This is a genomic window from Actinokineospora fastidiosa, from assembly GCF_014648415.1.
Classification (GTDB): domain Bacteria; phylum Actinomycetota; class Actinomycetes; order Mycobacteriales; family Pseudonocardiaceae; genus Actinokineospora; species Actinokineospora fastidiosa.
Map to the genome: position 1 here is coordinate 459,893 of NZ_BMRB01000002.1, position 22,339 is coordinate 482,231.

25 protein-coding genes are annotated in these 22,339 nt (G+C 73.2%); 15 read left to right on the plus strand and 10 right to left on the minus strand.

Translation table 11 applies throughout. The features are described 5' to 3' along the window. Nucleotides 1-7 precede the first annotated feature (7 nt). From IEY98_RS12020 to IEY98_RS12040, 5 genes are all read left to right on the plus strand, one after another. Entirely contained in the window at nucleotides 8-298 is a 291-nt protein-coding gene (locus tag IEY98_RS12020; RefSeq protein ID WP_189210514.1) for a hypothetical protein, read from the plus strand. An 89-nt stretch (nucleotides 299-387) separates the two neighbouring features. After that, nucleotides 388-2,151, plus strand: a complete 1,764-nt coding sequence (locus tag IEY98_RS12025) for a WXG100-like domain-containing protein (protein WP_189210515.1) — start codon at nucleotides 388-390, stop codon at nucleotides 2,149-2,151. 22 nt (nucleotides 2,152-2,173) lie between these two features. Next, a complete protein-coding gene (locus tag IEY98_RS12030; protein ID WP_189210516.1) occupies nucleotides 2,174-2,677 on the plus strand; it encodes a hypothetical protein in 504 nt (167 codons plus the stop codon). Then, nucleotides 2,631-3,008 carry a YbaB/EbfC family nucleoid-associated protein gene (locus IEY98_RS12035; RefSeq protein WP_189210517.1) on the plus strand — a complete coding sequence of 126 codons (378 nt, stop codon included), beginning with the start codon at nucleotides 2,631-2,633 and terminating at the stop codon, nucleotides 3,006-3,008. Before IEY98_RS12030 ends, IEY98_RS12035 begins: the two co-directional genes overlap by 47 nt. After that, nucleotides 3,005-3,328 carry a hypothetical protein gene (locus tag IEY98_RS12040; RefSeq protein ID WP_189210518.1) on the plus strand — a complete coding sequence of 108 codons (324 nt, stop codon included), beginning with the start codon at nucleotides 3,005-3,007 and terminating at the stop codon, nucleotides 3,326-3,328. The genes IEY98_RS12035 and IEY98_RS12040 overlap by 4 nt, the downstream gene beginning before the upstream one ends. A gap of 49 nt (nucleotides 3,329-3,377) precedes the next feature. Here IEY98_RS12040 and mycP read toward each other — a convergent pair whose 3' ends face one another. Beyond that, the gene (gene mycP / locus IEY98_RS12045) at nucleotides 3,378-4,640 is read right to left on the minus strand and encodes a type VII secretion-associated serine protease mycosin (protein ID WP_189210519.1); all 1,263 of its coding nucleotides are present in this window, start codon (nucleotides 4,638-4,640) and stop codon (nucleotides 3,378-3,380) included. 1 nt (nucleotide 4,641) lies between these two features. Next, nucleotides 4,642-6,006, minus strand: coding sequence for a type VII secretion integral membrane protein EccD (eccD, locus tag IEY98_RS12050; protein WP_189210520.1), 1,365 nt, complete (start codon nucleotides 6,004-6,006; stop codon nucleotides 4,642-4,644). A gap of 135 nt (nucleotides 6,007-6,141) precedes the next feature. Here eccD and IEY98_RS33275 point away from each other — a divergent pair, with 135 nt between their 5' ends. The 6 genes from IEY98_RS33275 (at nucleotide 6,142) to IEY98_RS12080 (ending at nucleotide 9,798) form a co-directional block, all read left to right on the plus strand. Next, nucleotides 6,142-6,906, plus strand: a complete 765-nt coding sequence (locus IEY98_RS33275; protein ID WP_308425878.1) for an arsenate reductase/protein-tyrosine-phosphatase family protein — start codon at nucleotides 6,142-6,144, stop codon at nucleotides 6,904-6,906. Next, a complete protein-coding gene (locus IEY98_RS12060) occupies nucleotides 6,890-7,279 on the plus strand; it encodes a VOC family protein (RefSeq protein WP_189210521.1) in 390 nt (129 codons plus the stop codon). Before IEY98_RS33275 ends, IEY98_RS12060 begins: the two co-directional genes overlap by 17 nt. A gap of 141 nt (nucleotides 7,280-7,420) precedes the next feature. Beyond that, a complete protein-coding gene (locus IEY98_RS12065) occupies nucleotides 7,421-8,011 on the plus strand; it encodes a hypothetical protein (RefSeq protein ID WP_189210522.1) in 591 nt (196 codons plus the stop codon). Continuing rightward, nucleotides 8,008-8,412: a phage holin family protein gene (locus IEY98_RS12070; RefSeq protein ID WP_189210523.1), complete on the plus strand. Its 405-nt coding sequence runs from the start codon at nucleotides 8,008-8,010 to the stop codon at nucleotides 8,410-8,412. Before IEY98_RS12065 ends, IEY98_RS12070 begins: the two co-directional genes overlap by 4 nt. Next, on the plus strand, nucleotides 8,388-8,984 hold the full coding sequence (locus IEY98_RS12075) for a DUF3618 domain-containing protein (protein WP_189210524.1): 597 nt from the start codon (nucleotides 8,388-8,390) through the stop codon (nucleotides 8,982-8,984). The genes IEY98_RS12070 and IEY98_RS12075 overlap by 25 nt, the downstream gene beginning before the upstream one ends. Nucleotides 8,985-9,567: 583 nt before the next feature. After that, nucleotides 9,568-9,798 carry a hypothetical protein gene (locus IEY98_RS12080; protein WP_189210525.1) on the plus strand — a complete coding sequence of 77 codons (231 nt, stop codon included), beginning with the start codon at nucleotides 9,568-9,570 and terminating at the stop codon, nucleotides 9,796-9,798. A gap of 123 nt (nucleotides 9,799-9,921) precedes the next feature. On the opposite strand, the gene IEY98_RS12085 is transcribed toward IEY98_RS12080, so the two are convergent. Beyond that, nucleotides 9,922-10,863 (minus strand): bacteriocin fulvocin C-related protein, encoded by a 942-nt coding sequence (locus tag IEY98_RS12085; RefSeq protein ID WP_189210526.1) that lies wholly within the window; start codon nucleotides 10,861-10,863, stop codon nucleotides 9,922-9,924. Between the two features lie 189 nt (nucleotides 10,864-11,052). Here IEY98_RS12085 and IEY98_RS12090 point away from each other — a divergent pair, with 189 nt between their 5' ends. After that, complete coding sequence (locus IEY98_RS12090) at nucleotides 11,053-11,967, plus strand: bacteriocin fulvocin C-related protein (RefSeq protein ID WP_189210527.1); 915 nt, start codon at nucleotides 11,053-11,055, stop codon at nucleotides 11,965-11,967. On the opposite strand, the gene IEY98_RS12095 is transcribed toward IEY98_RS12090, so the two are convergent. The 4 genes from IEY98_RS12095 to IEY98_RS12110 all read right to left on the minus strand — a co-directional run bounded on the left by IEY98_RS12095 (nucleotide 11,961) and on the right by IEY98_RS12110 (nucleotide 15,003). After that, a complete protein-coding gene (locus IEY98_RS12095) occupies nucleotides 11,961-12,833 on the minus strand; it encodes a restriction endonuclease (RefSeq protein ID WP_229786842.1) in 873 nt (290 codons plus the stop codon). The two genes, IEY98_RS12090 and IEY98_RS12095, sit on opposite strands and share 7 nt — an antisense overlap. Nucleotides 12,834-12,978: 145 nt before the next feature. Then, nucleotides 12,979-13,620, minus strand: a complete 642-nt coding sequence (locus tag IEY98_RS12100; protein ID WP_189210528.1) for an NADPH-dependent F420 reductase — start codon at nucleotides 13,618-13,620, stop codon at nucleotides 12,979-12,981. A 49-nt stretch (nucleotides 13,621-13,669) separates the two neighbouring features. Then, the gene (locus IEY98_RS12105) at nucleotides 13,670-13,999 is read right to left on the minus strand and encodes a winged helix-turn-helix transcriptional regulator (protein ID WP_189210529.1); all 330 of its coding nucleotides are present in this window, start codon (nucleotides 13,997-13,999) and stop codon (nucleotides 13,670-13,672) included. Next, the gene (locus tag IEY98_RS12110; RefSeq protein ID WP_189210530.1) at nucleotides 13,996-15,003 is read right to left on the minus strand and encodes a glycoside hydrolase family 113 protein; all 1,008 of its coding nucleotides are present in this window, start codon (nucleotides 15,001-15,003) and stop codon (nucleotides 13,996-13,998) included. Before IEY98_RS12110 ends, IEY98_RS12105 begins: the two co-directional genes overlap by 4 nt. Nucleotides 15,004-15,100: 97 nt before the next feature. On the opposite strand from IEY98_RS12110, the gene IEY98_RS12115 reads away from it, so the two are divergent. Beyond that, nucleotides 15,101-15,724, plus strand: a complete 624-nt coding sequence (locus tag IEY98_RS12115; protein WP_189210531.1) for a TetR/AcrR family transcriptional regulator — start codon at nucleotides 15,101-15,103, stop codon at nucleotides 15,722-15,724. Here the strand turns inward: IEY98_RS12115 and IEY98_RS12120 are convergent, their stop codons facing one another. Continuing rightward, nucleotides 15,725-15,868 (minus strand): hypothetical protein, encoded by a 144-nt coding sequence (locus tag IEY98_RS12120; protein WP_189210532.1) that lies wholly within the window; start codon nucleotides 15,866-15,868, stop codon nucleotides 15,725-15,727. A gap of 182 nt (nucleotides 15,869-16,050) precedes the next feature. Here IEY98_RS12120 and IEY98_RS12125 point away from each other — a divergent pair, with 182 nt between their 5' ends. Continuing rightward, on the plus strand, nucleotides 16,051-16,479 hold the full coding sequence (locus IEY98_RS12125) for a hypothetical protein (RefSeq protein ID WP_189210533.1): 429 nt from the start codon (nucleotides 16,051-16,053) through the stop codon (nucleotides 16,477-16,479). Here the strand turns inward: IEY98_RS12125 and IEY98_RS12130 are convergent. Beyond that, entirely contained in the window at nucleotides 16,451-19,807 is a 3,357-nt protein-coding gene (locus IEY98_RS12130) for a TM0106 family RecB-like putative nuclease (RefSeq protein WP_189210534.1), read from the minus strand. The genes IEY98_RS12125 and IEY98_RS12130 overlap by 29 nt on opposite strands. A 105-nt stretch (nucleotides 19,808-19,912) precedes the next feature. Here IEY98_RS12130 and IEY98_RS12135 point away from each other — a divergent pair, with 105 nt between their 5' ends. Next, entirely contained in the window at nucleotides 19,913-21,298 is a 1,386-nt protein-coding gene (locus IEY98_RS12135) for a serine hydrolase domain-containing protein (RefSeq protein WP_229786843.1), read from the plus strand. A gap of 2 nt (nucleotides 21,299-21,300) precedes the next feature. Here the strand turns inward: IEY98_RS12135 and IEY98_RS12140 are convergent, their stop codons facing one another. After that, nucleotides 21,301-22,269, minus strand: coding sequence for a helix-turn-helix domain-containing protein (locus IEY98_RS12140; protein WP_189210535.1), 969 nt, complete (start codon nucleotides 22,267-22,269; stop codon nucleotides 21,301-21,303). Nucleotides 22,270-22,339: the final 70 nt, after the last annotated feature.

Consider the following 22,339-nt stretch of genomic DNA (forward strand, 5'->3'; position numbering starts at 1 on the left):
AGCGACGATGACCCGTAAGCTCGCGGTGTTCGCGGCACTGGAGTCCCTTGCGGCGGGCATGAACGGCTGCGTCGGCGGCGTCCAGGGCTCGATGGACAACTGGCGCCAGACCTCGGGCATGACCGAGGCCGAGTGGACCGACCAGGGCGGCGGCGTGTTCGCCGAGATCAGCCAGGCGTTCCAGGCGGCCATGCAGGCAGGCCAGGAGCTGCTGCAGGCGATGAACCAGGGCGTCATGTCCTGTCAGCACGAGAACATGGGCGCGGTCCAGCGGTCCTGCGGGCGCATGAGCGCCTGACCACGTCACGACCGGAGGCCCCGGCCCGTCCCGCCGGGGCCTCCTCGGGGCTGTCCACACTCGACAGATGAGAAGAGAGGTGTCCCGCGATGGCCGATGCGGCCCCAGGCGGCGGCGCGACGTCCGATCCGGCCCCGGCCCCGGAGTCACCGCCTGCCGAGTCCTCAGCACCCGCCGAATCGTCTCCCCCCGCCGAATCGTCTGCCCCGGCCGAGTCATCACCTCCGGCCGAGTCATCACCTCCGGCCGAGTCATCACCTCCGGCCGAGTCGTCGCCGCCGGCCGAGGAGTCCGCCGCGGAGTCGTCGGAGTCCGCGCCGGAAGGCGGGTCGGCGCCGGAGAAGACCCAGGGCGAGGCGGACCCTGCGCCGGAGGCCGCCGACGAACCCGGCAAGACCGCCGACGAACCCGGCAAGACCGCCGAGGACCCTGGCAAGACAGCCGAGGAGGCGCCCGCCGAATCGTCCCCGCCTGCCGAAGGCGGGGACGGCAAGGGCGAACCACCGGCAGGCGAGGGCGCGCCCGCCGAGGACCGGCCGACCGGGGAGTTCGAGGCGCGGGTGCGCGAGCTGGTCCGGATGCCGGAGACCGAGCCGGACCTGCTGCGCGGGATCGGCGACGAGCTGACCAAGGCCGGGACCAGCGGCAAGAACGCAGGCGACGAGGGCAAGCAGGCCACCGCCGAGACCGCGGCGGGCTGGTCCGACCCGGCTGGGCGGGAGCTGGACGAGCGCGCGGCCGGGGTCACCGACGACGCGGCCGCCGTCGGCGACCTCGCGACGAGGGTGGGCACGGCGGCGACCGAGACCGCCGACGACTTCCGGCACGCCAAAGCCGAGATCGACGGCGAGCTGGACCGGGGCGGGACGACCTACGACATGGCACGGGCGACCCTCCCGCCGGGCGAGCGCGAGTACGCCGAGCAGAGCCTGGTCACCAACGCGGCGAACGGGATCTCCGGCTTCATCGACGACATGAGCCAGACTGTTCGGGACCGGTGGAACCAGTTCGACGCCGAGCACCTGGAGTACGGCAGGGAGCGCGCTGAGGACTCCGCGCCGGACTACTGGGCCTACGGCGACAAGCCCGAGAACCAGGACGACCCCCGACGGCCGGTCGAGTCGCGGGAGACCAGGACCGAGCGGGTGGGCGTGGAGACCGCCCAGAAGCGCGGCGACCTCGGGTCGCCCAGCAAGCTCGGCAACGCCAGCTACACCCGGGACTACAGCCAGGTCGCCGACGCGTGGGCGAAGCTGGACAGCAAGACGCACCAGCTGAACATCGCGGGCAAGGACCACGACGTCCGGTTCACCGCGGACGCCGGTTCGTGGCACTCGACCGGCCTGCCGTCGGAGTCGCTGTACCGCGAGTCCGCGTCGACCCCGACCGAGCAGGGCGGGAAGTTCGAGGAGCGGGCGGCCTGGGGCACGGGCGGGTCGCTCGACACCCAGCTCGACGTCGGCGACCTCACCGCCAGGACCCGGACGGAGGTCCTCGGGGGCCTAGAGGCGAGCGCGACGCTCGACGTGGGGCCGAAGTACCTCGACACCGAGGTGGGCGCCTTCGCCGGGGCCAAGGTGAGCAACTCGCTGAACGTGGAGGCGGGCGGGCTCGGCGCGGGCGTCACGCACGAGAAGTGGGCGGGCGTCGGGTTCGAGGCCGGGGTCACCATGGGCACCCGGCCCGACGGCAAGTTCGAGATCGGCGGCAGCCTCGGCGGCGCGCTCGGCATCGGCGGGAAGGTCGGCGGCAGCATCGTCATCGACCCGGCCGAGTCGCTGCGGACGCTGCAGGACGCGGGCGCCGCGCTCGGCGACACCGTGGCGGGCTGGTTCACGCCGTCACCGTCCTGATCCGGTCGAAGGGAGCCGAGCTGTGGACACCCCGCCCCCCATCCCGATCGAGTTCGCCCTGCCGGACGGCTGGCGGCTTCCCGAGCCCGCCGAGACCTCCGGGGGCACTGTCGTCGCGGTGCACCCGTCCGGCGGGTCCATCGCGGTGAGCGGCCAGTTCCGCCCCGACAACGCGCAACTGGTCGATATGGCCGACGAGGCCGTCGCCCGGTTGCGGGAGACGGGCGCGACGGTGGAGGTGCTGTCCCGCAACGAGGTCGGGACGGCGGGCTCGCCGGGCTTCACCCAGGTCCTGCGCCTCGTCGGGCAGGACGTGGTCCAGTGCCAGGTCCTGCTCGCGCTGCTGGACGTCGGCGATGACCGCAGGCGTGTCGTGCTGCGGATCGTGATGACGACGGGCAGGGACCAGGTCACCGTGCTCGTGGGGGACTTCCAGCGGTTCCTCGCCAGCGTCAAACCGACCGGGTTGGGAGGAACCGATGGAACGGCCGAGGATCGACGCGGCGGCGCGCAGGGTGGGCCATGAGCGGCTGCGCGACGACCTGCTGGAGATCAGGAGCAGGATCGCCGACATCACGGCGACGGCGGACTCGCCGGACGGGCTGATCAGCGCGACGGTGGTGGGCCGGGGCGAGCTCAGTGAGCTGCGCCTCGACCCGAGGATCTACCGCACCGCCGACGCCAAGGCCGTCGCCGCGACCATTGTGGACACCGTGCGGGAGGCGGTCGCCCGCTCCCAGGAGGAGTTGTTCGCCGTGGTCCGCCAGTTCCTGCCGCCCGGCGCGGAGCTGGCGACCAGCGACGTGCACACCGACCCGTTCCTGCACCAGTTGGACAAGGAGATCGAGCGCGGATGACCCAGTACGACATGGACCCGGACGGGGTGACCAGGGGCGTCAACCGGCTGCGGGCGGCGGGCGAGTCCTTCGGAAGCGCCTGGGCAGGACACCGGAGCGCGCTCGACGCGAGCCGGTCCGGCGTGGGCGGCGACCCGCTCTCCCAGGCGTTCCTGCAGGGGTACCTGCCGCTGGCGGAGAGGCTGGCGGCCCGCGCGGACGCCATCGCCCCGGCGTACAGCGCGCTGTGCGATGACGCGATGAGCTGCGTGGCCGAGTACCAGGCAGCGGAGGCGTCGGGCACGGGCACGATCCGCCGGGTGGCCGACCATCCGAGGTGACCGGCGACGACTTCGGCCCTGGCCTGGTGGCCAGGGCCGTTGTCTTGGCTCACCGTCCGGGCGGGTCGAGCAGGAACAGCTGCTCGGGCGGCTCGTCCCGCACCGGGCGGGCGGCAGGCAGGTGGGCGGCGCCGGGCGCCCAGCGGCGCCGCCTGCCCCGGGGCACGGTCAGCGCGGCGGCGAGGGCGACTGCGGTCCCGATGAGCACCACGAGCGTCCAGGCGTGGGACCGGGACCGCGTGACGGCCCACCGCTCGGCGGCGCGCAGCTCCCCCGGGTCCGGCCGCGGGATGACGACCGGGGCCGTCACGTTCGGCGGGGAGTCGACCAGGCCCTCGGTGACCGCGCGGTACGGGTTCACGGTCCCGGCGCCGTAGGCCAGGCTGCCGATGCCGCCCCGGCTGGGGCCCGCGGTGGCCAGCAGGCGGCGGGCCACCTGGTCGGCGGGCAGGTCCGGCCACGCCGAGCGGACCAGCGCCGCGGTGGCGGCGACGAAGGGCGCGGCGAAGCTGGTGCCGTCCCAGTAGGTGTGCCCGGCCACCCTGGTCGCGCCGAGCACACCCCCGCCGGGGGCGACGATGTCGACGTACGGCCCGATCTGGGAGGACTCCAGGCGGGCGCCGGAGATGTCGACCGCGCCGACGCCGATCACCCCGTCGTACCCCGCCGGGTACGACGGCAGGCTTCCCTCGCCCTGGAGGTTGCCGACCGCGGCGATGATCAGGACGTCCTTGCTCTGCGCGTAGGCCACCGCGTCCCGCACCGCCTTGTCGTCGCGGGTGCCCGACAGCGACAGGTTGATGATGTCCGCCCCCTGGTCGGCGGCGTAGCGGATGCCCTGCGCGAGGACCTTCGGGTCGATCCCCGCCCCACGGCCGCCGTCGCGGTCGGTGACGCGGATCGGCAGGACGCGCGCTCCGGGCGCGAGGCCGCGGAAGCCGATCCCCTCCTGCGGCGCGGCCGCGATGATGCTGGCGACGGCCGTGCCGTGCGACCCGCAGTCGAAGGCGCCGGGCAGGTCGCCGACCAGGAAGAAGTCCTGGCCCCGCAGCACCCGGCCCCCGCGCAGCTGCGGGTGGTCGGCGTCGACGCCGGAGTCCACGACCGCGACCACGACCCCGGCGCCGGTGCTGTGCGGCCACACGCGCTGGGGCGCGAGCAGCTCCTGCGCCCACGGGAGTTCGCGGACCGGCGGCCGCGCGGGCTCGGTGTCGCGGCACGCGCCCGGCGGCGGCGCGGCGACGGCGGGCGTCGGCTGCCCTGCGGCGATGACCGCGGCGATCACGGCCGCGCCGACCCGGTTCCCGCGCATCTCAGCCGCCCAGGCCGCGCGCGGAGCTGTAGAGGTCGAGCACCCAGCAGCCCACCGGGACCACCGCCAGCACCACGACCACCTCCAGGATCTCGGCGTACCTGCCCAGGAACGGTCCGGCCGCCCGCCTGCTGCGGAGCAGGCCGACGGCGAGCGCGGCCACGCCGACCAGCACGGCGACCGGCCCGGCGACCAGCAGCGCGCCCAGGGCGGGCAGCGGACCGAGCGCCAGGCAGCCGAGCCCGACCAGGCCCGCCGTCAGCAGCGCCGCGCGCTGCCACAGGACCGGGTACAGGCGGGCGCGGAGAAGGAACCCCACCGCCAGCAGGGCCACGAACACCGTCGCCGCCGTCCCGCCCCGGATGGTCAACAGCACTTGGCAGATGGCGCTGACCACGCCCACGGCGACCACGATCCCGGTGAGCATGGCGTCGGCGCGCACCACAGCGGCGTGCACCGCGTCCCTCGGCGGCTGCGGGGTGTCGCGCACCAGGTCCGCCGTGGTCCTCGGGAGCACCGGCATGGGCACCCGGCTCAACCGGATCGCCGCGGAGGCGGCCATCGGCGAGAACGCCAGCAGCAGCCCGGCCACGACCGCGGCCGCGTCATGCGCGGCCATCGCGTCCGTTGTGGACAGCCAGGCGCCCGCGACCCCGAACAGGCCCGCCGTCGCGGCGGCGACGAACAGCACCGGGCAGGCGGCCACGGCGATGTGGCCCAGCACGGCGACGAGCACCACGGCGGCGCATCCGGACAGCAGGTGCGGCGCGCCCAGGTCGCCGATCGGGCTCTCCCCCGCGTACACCAGCGCACCGCCCGCGAACGCGTACGGCAGCGCGATCCCCGCGGGCACGGCCCCCGCCCCCGCGTCGCCCACCGCCCTGGCCAGGCACGCGCCGCCGACGAGCAGCAGCGCGGCGAGCCCGAGCGACCAGAGCGCCGCGCCCGTCCACGACGGTCCCGAGGCGAGCACCGCGCCGAGGCCGACCGCCATGAGCGCGCCGCCAGCGGCGAGCCCCGCGGCGCGGGTGTGCCGGGGCCCCCACGTCCGGCCCGCGCGGCCCGAACTGGTGGCGATGGCGTCGACCAGGTCGTCGTACTCCGGTTCCGGCCACTCGACGCGCCGCGGCACCAGGTGGAGCACCTCGCCGTCCCGCACGCCGTGCCTGCCCAGGGTGCGGCCGAGGTCGAGCGGGGTCCCGTCGCCCCGGCGCAGCGTCCAGCCGCCGTTGTCCGCGCCGCGCTCCCCGGCGTGGACGAGCAGCCCGGGCAGGATCTCGGCGACCGGCGAGGCGTCGGGCAGCGCGAGGTCGATGCTGCGGTGCGGTGCGGTGACGGTGATCCGGACCAGTCCCGTGCCAGTCATCCCGCGTCCTCACCTCCATTGTGGCTTCCCAGCCTGGGGGCGCGGTGGTGTCCGGTTCAACCACACGGCAGGTTGCTGACACGGAATCATCAAATGGGATTGATGCATCAAGCTGGTTGGATGTATCTTCGGGCGATGGGAGACGACCGGGCATCCGTTCCGTTGCTGATGCGGATGGCCGCGCACCCGCTGCGCTGGGCGTTGATGAGCGAACTGGCGGGGGGCGACCGCCGCGTGCGCGAGTTGGTCGCGGCGGTCGGGGAACCGCAGAACCTGGTCTCCTACCACCTGCGGCTGTTGCGCTCCGCGGGTCTCGTGACGGCTCGGCGAAGCACGTTCGACGGCCGCGACAGCTACTACCACCTCGACCTGGCCCGGTGCGGCAGGGCGTTCGCCGAGGCAGCCGGGGCGCTGCACCCGGCGCTGGCTCCCCCGGCCCCGCCCGGCCCGCTCGGCGGTTCGGTGTTGTTCCTGTGCACCGGGAACAGCGCGCGGTCGCCCATCGCCGAGGCGTTGCTGCGCCAGCGCGGCGGCGGCCGGGTCGAGGTGGCCAGCGCGGGCAGCCACCCCAAGCCCGCCCTGCACCCGAACACCGTGCGCGTCATGCGGGAGCGCTACGACATCGACCTCGGCGGCAAGACCACGACCGCCATGGCGAGCCTCGCCGACCGCCGGTTCGACTACGTGATCACGTTGTGCGACAAGGTGCGCGAGGTCCCACGCGACCACGGGTCCGCCACGACCGTCCACTGGAGCCTGCCCGACCCGACCGCGGCGGGCTCGTCCGACGACGCGGGTTACGCGGAGTTCTGCCGCGTGGCAGAGGAGATCGAGACCCGCAACCAGTTCCTGTTGGCCCTGCTCACCACCGGAAGTGCCGAGAATGCCCACCACGACTGAGACAGCCAGCGTGCGCTACATGGTCGACGATGTCGCCGCCGCCGTCGACTTCTACCGCCGCCACCTCGGGTTCGCCGTCGACTTCGACGCCGCGCCCGCCTTCGCCGCCGTCACCCGGGGTCCGCTGCGCCTGCTGCTGGCCGGACCGGGCAGCTCGGCGGGCCGCCCGATGCCCGACGGCGCGGTGCCCGAGCCCGGCGGCTGGAACCGCATCCACCTCATCGTCGAGGACATCGCCGCCGAGGTCGCGCGGCTGCGGGCGGCCGGTGTCCCCTTCCGCAACGACATCGTCACCGGCCCGGGCGGGCAGCAGGTCCTGCTGCGGGACCCGGCGGGCAACCTCGTCGAGCTGTTCCAGCCCGCCGGGCGCTGATGCCCGAATTGTCCGCCGGTTACGCCTCCCCGGATCGGGTACTCGACCGGAGACCCGATTCGACACCTTCCGGAGGCAATGGTGGATCCACACTCGACGGGACAGGCGCCGCCGCATGCTCGGCAGGGTGAGCAGGGGGGCATGCGGGAACAGGCGAAGGCCACCGCGGACCAGGCGAAGACGTCGGCGTCCGAGGTGGCGGGCACCGCCCAGGAGCAGGTCAAGCACGTGGCGTCGGAGGCGAGCCGCCAGGTGCGGCACGTCGCGTCCGACGTGCGGGACCGGCTCGGCCAGGAGGCCCAGGAGCAGAGCGGCCGAGCCGCCGACATGCTGGCCAAGTGGGCCGACGAGCTCGGCGAGATGGCGGGGTCGGGCGACACGCCCGCGCGGGCGGTCGCGCGGCAGCTGTCGGACAAGGGCCACGAGTTCGCCGACCAGCTGCGCCAGGGCGGGCCGGACGACCTGCTCGACCAGGTGCGCGGCTTCGCCCGCAGGCGGCCGGGCGCGTTCCTGCTCGGATCGGCGGCAGCGGGCTTCCTCATCGGCAGGATCGGCAAGGGCCTGGCGGGCTCGGGCGAGTCCATCCCGGACGTCGAGGAGCGCGTCGAGCGGCAGCCGTCGGCGGAGAGCGTCAACCCCGCGTACGGCCGCATTCCCGACCAGCCGGGTCCCGTCCCGACGATGCCCGCGCACCAGACGGCCGACCCGAGCCGAGGACCGGTGCGCCGATGACGCATTCCACTCGACCGCGCACTGAGGAACCGTCGCTGGGCGAACTCGTCAGCGAGATCACCGACGACCTCGGCAGGCTGCTGCGCCAGGAGGTCGCGCTGGCCCGCGCCGAGCTCAAAGGGGAGGCCGCCAAGGCGGGCAAGGCCGCCGGGATGCTCGGCGGGGCGGGCTTCGCGGGCGGCATGGTCGCCCTGCTGCTCAGCCTCGCCGCCGCGTACGGGCTGGGCAACGTGATGGACCTCGGCTGGGCCACGCTGCTGGTCGCGGCCGTGTGGGCCGTGATCGGCGCGGTGCTGTACTTCCGCGGCCGCGCGGCCATGCGCTCGGTGTCCCCCAAACCGGAGCAGACTCTGCAGACCCTCAAGGAGGACGCGCAATGGGCACGACACCCGACCACATAAGCGCTGACATCCGGCGCACGCGCGCGGAACTCAGCCACAACTTCGACCGGCTCGTCGACAAGACAAGCCCCAAGCGCATCGCCCACCGACAGGGCGACAAGGCGCGCCGGGGCCTCGGCCGGTTCCGAGAGCGGGTGATGGGCACGATGGACGACGCGAAGCACTCGATGTCCGACGGCGCGGGCACCGTGCGCGAACAGGCCCACCACGCGGCCGAGGCCGCGCGCGAGGCCCCGCAGAGGGTGCGGGCGGAGACGCAGGGCAGCCCCCTGGCGGCGGGCCTCATCGCCTTCGGCGCGGGCCTGCTGACCGCGGGCCTGCTCCCGGCCACCGACGAGGAACGCAAGGCCGCGCGGCAGGTCCGGGACAAGGTGCAGGACAGCGACCAACTGGAGTCGTTGAAGCAGCAGGCCGCCGAGACGGCCAAGGGCATCGGCGCCGACGTCGGCGAGACGGCCAAACACGCCGCCCACAACGTCCAGGAGACGACGGCAGCCGCCGCCCGCGAGGTCGGCGACAAGGCCCGAGACGAGGGCGGCCGAACCGCCGACCAGGCGAAAAGCGGCCGCTGACCCGCACTCCGGCGAACGGCCGCGACCGCGACCGCCGTAAGCGGCAGCCGGCACCCGGGACTGCGAGCCCCTCAATGGCACAGCAGGCTCCCGCGAGCTGGAGCACCCAGGTGTCACAGGCGGCTCCCGCCACACGGGAGCACCCCGGTCTCCCGTGTGTCGGGAGCCCCTAGGTGGCGAGCCGCCGCCGTGTGGCGGTCGCGGTCGCGCCGTCGGCGGGAGGGCCGCAGGCCGACCGCGGTTGGCGAACGCCCCACGGTCGCGACCACCGGTGGCGAACGGCCCCGCGACCGCGACCATCCACGTGGCGCGCGGCCCCCGCGAAGTCGACCGGCAGGTGGCGACCGGTCCCGGGACCCCCGAGTGGCGAGTACCCCGTGAGGCCGACCACGCAGATGGCGAACGGCCCCCGCGAGGCCAACCATCCACGAGCCGCCCGCGAGACCGACCACCCAGGTGGCGAACGGCTCCCGCGAAGCCGACTATTCCAAGTGGCAAGCAACCCGCGAGGGCGAGCACCCCGTGGCGAGCGGCCCCAGCGGCCGCTCGCCACTCCCCCTGCCCCCAACCCGAAAGGTCCCCCATGACCGAGTTCGACCCGGCCCGCACCCCGGACGAGGCCCAGGACAGCAGCGCCCTGCCACCCGTCGAGGTCTCCCCCGAGGATCCCGAGGCCGACGCCGTCGAACAGGCCCAGCCCGCGCAGGACGAACGCCCGGAGGAGCCTCCGCGCGAACTCCCCTCCGACGCCAACCCCGCCGACGCCCTCGACCAACACCGCACCGCGGCCGCGGACGAAGAGGACTACCGCTAACCCCCGCACGCCGCCGGAGCGACAACCGGCTATCCCGGCGGCGCGCCGGGATAGCCGGTTGTCGGCATGCGTGGTTCGCTGGCCGTCCTGCCGCTGCCTCCGTGCAGTGGTCCCGTCAGGCGGCTAGTTGAAGCAGCGGCCGTTGCATGGGGCGAGCCAGAGGTCGCCGCAGCCGGAGCTGGTGCGCTCGCAGTCGCCCTGGATGGCGATGCAGGAGGTCTCGTTGCTGCACCAGTCGTCCCAGAGGTTGCAGGCGCACTTCGGGGCCAGGAGGGACTGGGGGTCGTCCGGGCCCAGGGCGGCCAGCAGGCGGAAGGCGTCGGCGTGGCCGAACTCGGCGATCGCCCGTTCCTTGATGCCCAGCAGGGCGTCAAGGACCTCGGGGGACGCCGGGAGCCGGAACGTCGACTCGGTCGCGGCGATCTTCCGGACGGCGGCGACGATGTCGGCCTGCGCCTGCGTCAGGCCGCCGCGGGCGCGCGCCCACTTGTCGATGTGCTCGACCCACATGGCGCTGCGGACGGCCGCGGGCAGTTCGGCGAAGATCGCGCGGCGGTAGGTCACGGTGTGCCGCACCATCTCGGCGTACGTCTGCGGGAGGCGGGAGCGGTTCGCGGCCGCCCACGCCTTCGCGGCATCGGCCTCGGACGCGCCGAACGCGGGCGTCCGGCCCGCCACCAGGATCGCCGCCGCGGCGACAGCGCCCGCGCCCAACCGCAGGAACTGCTTGCGCCCCATGCCCTCCGTCGCGCCGCCCGCCGCCTCCCGGGCCTCGCCGATGGCCTGGAGCACCCGGACCGTCGAGCGGACTCCGAGCCAGCGCACCAGCGGCAGCGCCATCGCCGGTCCCGTCCACGCCCGCACCCGCTCGCCACGCACCCGCAACAACGTCGGCGCCCATCGGGGATTCGGACCCAACGCCGCCGTGCGCCACCGCACCACGTCCGGGTCGGTCAGCGCGAGCACTTCGAGTTTGCCCTCGCACGCGCGGCGCACCACGTCGGACAGTTCGCGGCATTTCCCGCAGGACGCGTCGAACGCCAGAATCCACCGCTGATCAGTCATTGGTTGCAACCTCCCCAGGTCCCCCAAGCACTTCGACAGTAGCCACCGCTCGGGTTCACGCCCCAGCACCCAACCGGGTGACGCGTTCCTATCACCCAGCAGTGTTTCGGTACTGCGTCACCCGGTCGGGTGCTGGGTGCGCGCGGCCCGCGCTGGTTACTGTCGGCACGACTGGGGAGGTCTTTTCCGATGATTCAGCAACGATGGGTCCTGGCCTTCGACGCTGCCTGCGCCACGTGCAGGCAGCTGTCCGACGCGGTGGCGCGCGCGTGCGACGGCAAACTCGAGATCCTTCCGCTCAGCCACCCCGAGGTGGTCGCGTGGCGGTCCGAGGACGCGCCGTGGGCGCCCACGCTGGTGCGCGTGCGGGGCGATCAGGTGCGCGTCTGGACGGGTCCGGGGATGGCGCTGCCGCTGGTGCGCTGGCTCGGATTCCGCTCGACGGTCCGGGTGCTCCAGGCGCTGGGCGAGCTTCGCCGCTCCGAAAGCGACAGTTCCGACGGCATGGGGCGCAAGCAGTTCCTGCGACTCGGCGCGGGCACGGCCGTCGCCGCCGCGATCCTGGCCGGCGGCCGGGTTCCCGCCTTCGGCGACACGGACGCGGTCCAGACGTGGATGCGGGCCAACCGGGACCGGCTGCCCCGGACGTACGGGGAGATCGTCAAGCACCCCACTGCGTACCGGCGCGCGATCCTCGCCGAGCTGCCCGCGAGCACCCGCAGCGCGGTCTGGGTCGAGCACATCGACAAGTGGGTGCTGGACCAGCCCGGGCGGACGCGCGCGCAGGCGGACGCGGTCGCCGCGTTCCGGACGATCGCGGCGACCGAGTCCACGTTCGCGGGCCCGGTCACCGCGTCCGTCCACGGCGCCCTGACGCGGGTCAGGGAGTCGGCCGTCGCGGCGTTCGGGCAGGAGAAGGCGTTCCAGCTCATGGCCGAGCTCGGCCCGGCCGACGAGGCCACCGTGCTGGACAACTGCACCTGCAACACGATCGACAACTGGTGCGTCAACCCGCCCTACTGCAGGCGCGATGGGTGCACGGTCCTGTCATCGGGCTGCGGCGCCCTGTATATCTACGCCTGCACCGGGCGTTGCTACTACTGACGGGTCGAGGTAGCGGCTGACGGTGCGCCGCAATTGGTCCGCGTGGGCGTAGACTCCTCGACGGTGTCGATGGGAACGCGGGTCTCGGCCTTGTTCTCGTCGAACACGCCCAGGTACTTCCTCGACCGGTTGAACCACAGCCGGGCGATGGGCTTGCGGTTGTTGTCGTCCAGCAGGACCCCGCAGTAGGTCTTGGCGTCCCGCGCCATGACCCGTGCCGCGGGGACCTCGCTGCACACGATGGCCCGGATGACCCGGTAGCCCTCCAGTTCCTCCTCGGTCGTCTGGATGTCCCCTTCCGACCGGGCGGACGGCTCGGCGGCCTTGTCCACTTCGGCCTCCACCGGATCGCTGGAGACGCTGACGTAGGACCCGGGGCCGCCGAGCGCGTTCTTGAGCCGGTCGTTGACCTGCTCGTTGAGGAACTGCCGGGACGCCTTGGCCACCAACGGGATGAACTGGTCCCGCACCTTCTGCGTGAAGGACCCGTCGTACACCCGGCTGGTGAGGAAGCGCACCCAGTCGTCCTCGGGCTCCTTGAACTGCGCCCCCAACACCCGCTTGAGCTGCCCGATGTACTTCAACTCCCCGGCCGCGCTGATCACGGAGTCCAGGTCGAAGGACTCCTTGGTCAGCTTGGCCAACTCCGGCAGCAACGTGTCGTCGATGTCGGCGAAGTCCAGCACCAGGAAGGGCTTCGCATCCATCCGGTTCGGCGCGTCGAGATCGGTGTAGAACTGGTACACCTGCCCGTTCGTCAGGATCGCGATGCGCGCGTTGGTGACCGCGAAGTACCGGAACAACTGCGACGCGTGCTCGATCGGCAGCGAGTCGTTGACCTTCTTCGCCTCGACCAGCACCTGCACCTGGCCGTCGTGGACCAGGGCGTAGTCGATCTTCTCGCCCTTCTTGGTCCCGACGTCCGCGGTGACCTTCGGGCCAACGAGGGCATCGCGTTCTTCGCCGCGACGGAGGCGTTGTCACCGAAGTCGAGCACACCTCGTCACGGCACTACGAGGCGACCGGTTCGGTTGTGTCGACCAGGTTGAAGACCGTGTGGGGGTCGTGGCCGGTGAACAGGAGGGAGATGACGATGGCGGCCATGGCCTCCAGGTGGTGGGCCTGTTCAAGTCCGCCGATGTGCAACGGCGTGCAGCCCAGGTCGGTGATCAGGGTGTGGGTCAGGGTTCGGGTGGTGGGGTCGTCGCCGCAGTAGGGGACGACCAGCGGGCGGTGGTCGAAGCGGGGTGGGGTCATCTCCCAGACCCGGGTGTGGCAGAGGTTGAAGGCCTTGACGACGTGTCCGCCGGTGGCCTGTTCGATGTCCTCCGCCATCGCCCGGCCCGGGGTGGTGGTCAGGGTGAAGCGGTCGGTCTCCACCGGGTTGTTGCAGTCGATGACCGGCTTGCCGCGGAGTGCGTTGCCGATCTGGGTGAGGGTGTAGGGCATTCCCTGGTACAGCACCGCGATCAGGGCGACGTCGGCGAACGACGCCACCTCGCGGAACGCTCCCGCCCGGCCGCCCAGCTTGCGGGCCAGCGCCTCCGCCTTGTCGCGGGTACGCCCGGCGACCATCAGCTCGTGGCCTGCCGCCGCCCACCGGGTGCCGAGCGCGTCGGCCATGGAGCCCGCGCCGAGAAGTCCGATTCGCATGGGGACAACGCTAGGCAGGCGTGGGGAACCATCGGGTTCCCCACGGCGCTCACGCCAGGTCGTCTGCGTGGTCCTCGGCCCACCTGGCCAGCACGGACACCGGCCCGAGCAGGCTCTCGCCGAGCCCGGTCAGCCGGTACTCGACCCCGGCGGGCGCGGTCGCCAGCACCCGCCGCTCGACGAGCCGGTTGCGCTCCAGTTTGCGGAGTGTCTGGGTGAGCATCTTCTTGCTGATCCCGCCGATCCGGTCGTGCAGGTCGCTGTAGCGCTGCGGACCCGCGCCCAGCCCGAACACGACCACGACCGACCATGTGTCGGCGACCAGGTCCAGTGTGGTGCGCGCGGGGCAGTCCGCGAGGAAGACGTCGTTTGCGCTCACCCCGTCAGCATCCCACCCCGCGAGGCGAGGGCGGTGAAGGCCGCCTTGGGCTCCCACTGCCCGTCCTCCCGGACCCGGACGATCCCCGGACTGGCGAGGTCGAGGTCGTCCCGGGGATCACCGTCCGGCCGGTGCGGGAAGCTCGTGAGCGCGAAGAGGAACACGAACGCGCTGTCCACCCCGCCCTCGTCGAAGATCTCCAGCAGTTCCCGCAGATACGCGGCCTGCCCTTCCTCGTCGCGGACGTACTCGCCGTCGAGTCGGACGGGCACGCCCGCGTCGTCGTACTCGAGGATCTCCATGCACCGCCCGCCCCGCTCCCCCGCGCCGCGGTAGGCGGCGGTCCCGAACTCGGTGATCGCCACCGGCTTCCCCTGCGCGACGAGCGCGCGCACCCCGTCGGCGAACTGGTCGGCCACCTCAGCCGATCGGTACAGGTCCACGCCGATGATGTCGAACGGCGTCCAGTCGACACGCTCCAGCGGGATCGCCGCATAGGTGATCCGCCCGCCGAACCGAGCGCGCACGAGCGCCGCCGCCTCGGCGAGGAACGCGTTGACCTTGGCGGACACCTCGCCGACCAGCCCGGGCAGCCGCTCCGGATCGTCGAGCAGCGACCGCAGCCGCTCCGCCTGGGTCACGCCGGGCAGGAACCCCTTGTTCATCAGGCTCATCTCCGCGCCGACCACGAACACGACCTCGGCGCCGCGTTCCCGGAGCCGTTCGGCCCGCTCGGCGCAGTCGGCGAACAGCGACAGCATCTCGTCGGCCGCCAGTTCGAGCGGGTAGGGCGAGAACCAGACCTCCAGGCCGAGTTCGGCCGCGATCGCCGCCGCCACCTCCAGCCGCTCCGGGTCGCCGCCGATCACCCGCACGGCGTCGCAGCCGAGGTCGTCGCGGATGACGGTCAGCTCGCGCCTCATCTGCTCCAGGTCGAAGTGCTCACGGGAGTTCGTGCCACCGCTGATGAAGCCGGTGTCGTAGCTGATGCCCACAGCTCGCATGGTCTTGTCCTCTTCTCGGTCGGGCCATCCACGGTAGACAGAAACCTTGCGTGCACGCAAGTTTGCGTGCGCGCACTTCATCTGCGATGCTCCGACCGTGACGGAACGACCGACCGGCTTGCGGGAGCAGAAGAAGGAGGCCACCCGCAAGGCGCTGCGCGAGGCGGCGTTGCGGCTGGCCATCGAGCGCGAGCCGGACAACGTGCGCGTCGACGACATCGCCCAGGCAGCGGGCGTCTCGCCGCGGACCTACAACAACTACTTCCCCAGCCGCGAGCACGCGATCGTCGCCGCCGTCACCGCCGACCGGGAGTCCCGCGTCGCCGCGGCGGTGCGCGCCCGCCCCGACGCCCGCCTCGCCGACGCCGTGGCCGACGCGATCGTGGACGCCTACACCGACCCGGGCGAGCACGGCCGGGAGGCGCTGCTGCTGATCACCACCCACCCGGCCCTGCGCCAGACCTACGCCGAGACCACGTCCAGCGCGCTCGAGGGCCCCCTCGCCACCGCACTCGCCGAACGCGTCCACGCCGACCCGCAGACCGCCCGCGTGCTCGCCGCCAGCGTGGCCGCCGCCGTCCGGATCGCGATCGAGGAGTGGGCACGGCCATCCGGCGCACTCGTCGTACCCTCCGGCCCCCTCCCCGACCTGCTCCGCGCCGCCCTCGCCCCACTGGCCCCAGCCCTCGACGCGGTCGAAAGCCGTGCAACGGGCGACTGATCAGCCGACGATCTCCGGCAGCGCGGCGACCGACGGCAGCAGGTGCGTGTGGAACTCCCGGCCGAGAGCGCCGACATCCTGCATGCGCCTGCCGACCTTCCACTCCAGACGCTGGACAACGTCGTCGACCTGCTTAGCTTCCACATTCGCCGCTTGACCGAGGGAGCGATGAGGGTTGCGCGCGGAGACCGGAAGGCCAGGTAGATCACAGTGGTGGCCGGGCCCGTAACGAGCGCCGAGGATGGGTCGACGCCACGGGCATGAAGTTCGCTCATGTTGCGGCGGTTGTGGCGGTCGGGGTTCTGGTCACCGGGTGTGGTCCGGCGGTGACGGGGTCGGCCAGTTCGACCGGGGTGGGGAGCACGGCGCCGACCACGACGACCACCACGCGGAAGACGGTGCCGTCGATCACGATCAAGACCAAGGCCGTGACGACGACCGAGAAGGCCACGGGGCTGCCGCCCACGACGGTCGACGAGAGTCTGCCGTCGCAGTACTGCGAGACCACCTTCGAGGGCGCGCTCGGCAAGCCGATGCACGCCGTGGTGGTGGAGACCCCCGGCGGTGTGCTCGGCTGTGAGGAGGCGGCGGCGGTCCTGTTCGACTACTACGTGGAGCGGCCCGAGCCGGAGTTCGGGCTGGAGCCCGTCCACATCGGGCCGTTGGCGTGCAACCAGGCCGACGAGGGGCAGCTGCCGCAGGTGATCTGCGCCGACGCCGACAACCTCATCTACTCGATGTGGCCGCAGACCTGACCGTCGCGCCGTCCATCAGGCCGATCATCCCCGACACCAGGCGCATCTGGTCGACCGTGCGGATGTCGGCCTCGACCAGCCGGGGCGAGCAGACCAGCAGCGCGACGGCCTGCGCGCGGGACAGCGCGACGTTGATGCGGTTGCGGGAGAGCAGGAAGTCCAACCCGCGCGGCAGGTCGATCGCCGACGACGACGTCATGGTGGCGATGACGACCGGAGCCTCCTGCCCCTGGAAGCGGTCGACCGTGCCGACCCGCACCCCGGGGAATCCCGCCCGGGTGAGCTCGCGGGCCACCACGCGGGTCTGCAGGTTGTACGGCGCGACCACCATGATGTCCTCGTCCACCAGGGGCCGGACCTCGTCGTGGTCGCGCCAGGCGCGGCCGTGGAGGGTCGTGACGATCTCCACGATCGCCGCGGCCTCCTCCGGCGAGCTGGTCGTGTTGCCCACGTGGTCCACCTCGACCAGGTGCAGTCCCGGCTCCACGCCGTCGATGCCGCGCTCGGCGGCGCTCGGATGGGCGTGCAGGCGGTTGGCGTAGGACAGCCGGGAGACGGGCGCGCAGACGGCCGGGTGCATGCGCCGGGTCTGGTCGAGGAAGTAGCCCAGGTCCGCCGGGATGATGTCGGCGTCGCCGATCAGGTGCCCGAGCGCGGACGCGTCGGCGCCCGGCGGATGGGTGCCCTGCACGACCTGCGGGAGCTGCTGCGGGTCCCCGAGGAGCACCAGGTTGCGGGCGCATGTGGACACCGCGAGCGCGTCGGCCAGGGAGAACTGGCCCGCCTCGTCGATGATCAGCACGTCGACGGGGTCGGCGCGCATGGCGGTGCTGGTGAACTGCCACGCCGTCCCGCCGACGAGGTGTCCGTCCCGCTGATCGGCCCGCCAGCGGGCGAGCGCGGCGTTGTCCTTCGGCTGGTCCCACCGCGCGTCCTGCTCGGGCGCGCCGCGCGGACGCTTGGCGCACGGGATGCCCGGCGCGGCGGACAGGGCCGCCGACAGCACGTTCTCGACGGCCTTGTGGCTGTTGGACGTCACGCCGACCGTGCGGCCCTCGGCCACCAGGTGGGCGATCAGCTTGCCCGCGAGGTAGGTCTTGCCCGCGCCCGGCGGCCCCTGCACGGCCAGGGTCGAGCCGTTGAGGGCGTCGACCGCGCGGATCACCGTGGCGACGAGGTCGGGGCCGGGCTCGGGGAGCGCGGCGCCGCCGCGCAGCCGGGGCGGGACGCGGCGCAGCAGGTCGACCCCGGGGTGCGCGGGCAGCCGGGGCAGGCTCTCGACGACCAGCTCGGCGAGGTCGGCGACGGCCTCGTCCTTCGGCGCGGGCCGGACCGGCTCGCCCGGCAGGACCGCCTGCGGCCGCGCGTCGGTCGTGTCGGAGGGACGGCAGCTCTCCAGCAGCTCGATGCGCTCGGCGGACGCCTCGGTCACCTGCGCCGCGCGGCCGGTCGGTCCATAGCGGACCCGGACCTTGTCGCCGCGCGCGAAGGGGTGCGGACGGTCGGGGTCGCAGCGCAGCGTCAGCCGCCGCTTCGCCAGCCCGTTGCGGCGGGTCGGCTGTTCCCACTCCCCCGCGTCCACGTGCACGGGCACGGCGCAGGTCGTGTCCGCCTCCAGGTCGCCCAGCGGCGCGGCGAGCTGCCGGAAGTACTCCCACCACGCCGGGTTCGTCTCCCGGCGGTGGTAGCCGACCAGGGCGGCCAGCAGCGCGCGGGCCCGCTCATCGGGGCCGAAGTCGGCCGGGTCCGGCGGCAGGCCGTCGCCCAGGGCCGTCACCAGCGCCGCGACCCGGGCGGCGCGGTCGGCCTGCTTGCGCTTGCGCTCCTCGTCGCCGTCCTCCGGCTCCGGCTCCGGGACGCGCGTCTCGATGCCGTGATCGGCGCGCACGGTGTGCAGGAACTCGAACAGCTTCTGGGTGGAGACGCAGTCGTACTCGTTGTAGTCGGCGATGCCGCGCAGGACCTCGTCGGCGCTGTCGATCTCGCCGTCGCCCATGTGCGCGAGGTACTGCTCGTAGGCCTCGATGCTCGACGCCGCGGTCTTCACCTCGCCCTCCCGCGCGGTGGGCATGTAGAGCGGTTCGAGCGCCTTGATCGAGTACGACCGCTGGGAGACCCGCAGCGCCTTGCGCACCACGGCGTAGAGGTCGACCAACGCATTGCGGCGCAGCAGCTCGTCCACCGCCTCCTCCCGCGTGCCGTGCAGCGCCGCCAGCCGCTTGAGGGCCGACGACTCGTAGGGCGCGTAGTGGTAGACGTGCGCGTCCGGGTGCTCGGCCAGGCGGGCGACCGCGAGGTCGACGAACCGCTCGAAGGCCACCCGCTCCTCGGCCCGGCTGTGCGCCCAGAACGGCAGGAACTCGCCGTCGGCGACGACGCCGAAGAGGTACTCGAGCCCGGCGCCGCCCGCGACGTAGGGGTCGCCCTCCATGTCGAAGAACAGGTCGCCCGGGCTGGGCGGCGGGAGCTCGGCCAGCGCGTCGGGGTCGGCGATCTCGTAGTCGACCTCGCCGGTGGCGTCCTGGCGGACCTGGATGGCGGCCTGCGCGCGCAGGGCGGTGAACGACGCGGCGGAGAGCGTGCTCGGCCGGTCGGCCGCGGTGGCGAGGGCGTCGATGGTGGCGATGCCCGCCGTGATCAGCTTGCGCCGCTGGTCGCCGCGGATGCCCGCGACCAGCGCGAGGTCGCGGTCGGCCTCCCGGCCCGCCGCGCAGTGCTCGGCGAAGCGGCAGCCGGAGCAGGCCGGACGCTCGTCGCCCCACAGCCGCTCCGGCAGCCGGGGCGGGCGGTGGACGAGCCGGTCGCGGAGGCGGTGCAGCAGCGGGCGGAAGTCGTCGACGCGCAGGGTGACCTGGCTGCCGTCGCCGAGCAGGAGGTGCATGTTCGGGCCAGCTGGCCAGCCAGCGGCCGCCAGCGCGTCGGCGTAGGCGGCGAGCTGGATCACCGCCGACGGGCGCGCGTGCCGGGCGAGCTTGGTGTCGTACACCTCGTAGCGGCCGTCGGCGTCGCGCATCAGGAAGTCGGCGCGTCCGCTGAACGCCGCGTCGTGGAAGACCGCCTGGTAGACGACGGGCGCGTGCGCGCGCAGGGCCTCGGCGGTCTCGGCCGCCGCGGCCACGGGGTCGGGGTCGCCGATGTGGATGACGGTGCGCTGCCTGCCGACCCGGGCGAGGGTGGCGTGCTCGTGGGCGCGACCGTGCTTGACGGTGATCCTGTCCGGTCCCGCTCCCGGCCGGGGCGCGCCCGGGTGCCCGGCGGCGTGGGCCTGCGCCAGGACGCTGCGGTGCTCGCATTCGAGCAGGTCGGCGAGGTCCGACGGAGTGTGCATCGCCGGGCAGTCTCCCACCGGCTGGCCGCTCGGCGGCTCCGACACGCGGGTGCTGCCAAGTGGATCATGGAAGGGCTTGACGCCGCTCGGTTGCGATACCGTCGCTTGACGTCACGGCGACTGGGGAAGGCGGACGCGATGGAGCTGGCGGACTGGCAGGGGCGGCTGGCGGAGCTGTGCGAGCGCCACGACGTGCCCGGCGCGCAGGTGGGCGTGCTGGCCGACGGCGACATCCGGGTCGCCGCCGCGGGGATCACCAGCCGGGACACCGGGGTCGAGGTCACCCAGGACACGCTGTTCCAGTACGGGTCGATCACCAAGATCTGGACGACGACCCTGGTCATGCAGCTCGTCGACGACGGCAAGATCACGCTCGACACCCCGGTGGTGGAGGTGCTGCCGGACTTCCGCGTCGCCGAGCCGGGCCACGCGGACACCGTCACGGTGGCGCACCTGCTGACCCACACCAGCGGCGTCGCGGGCGACCTGTTCACCGACGTCGGCGACGGCGACGACTGCGTGGAGCGCTACGTCGCCTCGCTCGCCACCGCGCCGGCGGTCACCCCGCCCGGCGGGCGGCTGAGCTACTGCAACGCCGGGTTCGTCGTGGCCGGGCGGATCGTCGAGGTGCTGCGCGACAGGGCGTGGGACGACGCCGTCGCCGCCCACATCACCGAGCCGCTGGGTTTGCGCCACGTCATCACCAGGGCGAAGGACGCGCCGCTGTTCCGCACGGCGGTGGGGCACGTGACCGACCTTGAGGACGTCGACGGGCCCGCCGTGCCGACGCGGCAGTGGATGCTGCCCCGGGCGATGGGGCCGGCCGGGTTGATCACCGGCAGCGCGGTCGACCTGCTGCGGTTTACCGAGACGCACCTGGGCGACGGCATCGGCGTCACCGGCGAGCGCATCCTGTCCACCGATTCCGCGCGGGCGATGCGCGACGTGGTCGTGGACTTGTTGTCGGTGTCCACGGTGTACCGGGGCTGGGGCCTGGGCTGGCGGGTCATGGACTGGACGCGCGACGGACGGCCGGTGACCGCTGTCGAGCACGGCGGGCAGACGATCGGCCAGAACGCCCAGCTGTACGCGTTCCCGGACCTCGGCGTCGCGTTCTGCGTGCTGACCAACGCCAACAGCGGCCCGGGCCTCATCCAGGAGGTCAGGGACCTCCTCGGCGCCGAACTGGGCCTCACCGCGCCGAACCCGGCGGTCACCGACGACGGCGACCTCACGCCCGCGCTGGGCACCTACGAGTCGGTGATGCTGCGGAGCACGCTCTCGCGTGATCCGGACGGGCAGATCTACCTGGAGACGATCAGCAAGTCCCCCGCCAACCAGGGCGCTCCCGTGCCGCGCAAGCCGGTGCGCCCGACGGGCGGCGGCCGTTTCACGGTGGAGGTGCACGGCATGGTGGTGGAGTACGCCCACCTGGTCGACGACGACGCCGAGTACCTGTTCGGCAACCGCCTGCTCAGGCGCGTCGACTGACCTCAGCTGGCGATCCGCTCGCCCGTCCGCTCGTGGAAGCCGCGGCGGTAGGCCGACGGCGACATGCCGACGATCCGGGCGAAGTGCGCCCGCAGGTTGGCCGCCGCGCCGAACCCGCAGGTGGTGGCGATCCAGCTGATCGACCGGTCGCTGGTCTCCAGGAACTGCTGGGCCCGGCGCACCCGCTGCCGCAGCAGCCAGCGCAGCGGTGACAGGCCCAGCACCTCGGCGAAACGGCGTTCGAGGGTGCGGGTGCTGACGTTGGCCCGCGCCGCGAGGTCGGCGGTGGACAGCGGCAGGTGCAGGTGCTCGTCCGCCCAGTCCAGCAGGGGCGCCAGCCAGTCCCCGCTGGTCGGGGCCGCCGGTCGGTGGTACTGGGCCTGCCCGCCCTCGCGGTGCGGCGGGGTGACCAGGCGGCGGGCGAGTTCGGCGGCGACGGCGGCGCCGTGGTCGACCCGCACCAGGTGCAGGCAGGCGTCGATGCCCGCCACCGTGCCCGCCGAGGTGATCACGTTCGCGTCCTCGACGTACAGCACCGACGGGTCGACGCGGACGGCGGGATAGCGGCGGCTCAGCTCGTCCGCGTGCAGCCAGTGCGTGGTGGCCCTGCGCCCGTCGAGCACCCCGGCGGCGGCGAGGATGAACGCGCCGGAGCAGATCGACAGGATGCGGCAGCCGCGCTCGTAGGCCTCCCGCACGACGTCCACCAGCTCGCCGGGCGGGTCGTCGTGGACGTTCGTGCAGGCCGGGACGACGAGGGTGTCCGTGGTCGCCAGGTCGAAGCCGTCCGCGGGGTCCACGGTGAAGCCCGGGCTCAGCCGCACCGGGTCCGACCCGACGGGGACCACCGAGAACGCGTACCAGGGGTCGGCCAGGTGCGGCCGGTCGACGCCGAACACCTGGCACGGGACGGCCGCCTCGAAGACCGGCATGTCGGCGGTCACGGCCATGACGACGTGGTGGGCACGCATGTCGCGAACCTAGCGCAGGTTGTCGGTGTGGACGGTCGTCTCCCGGGGCCGCGCGCAGCAGGATCTCACC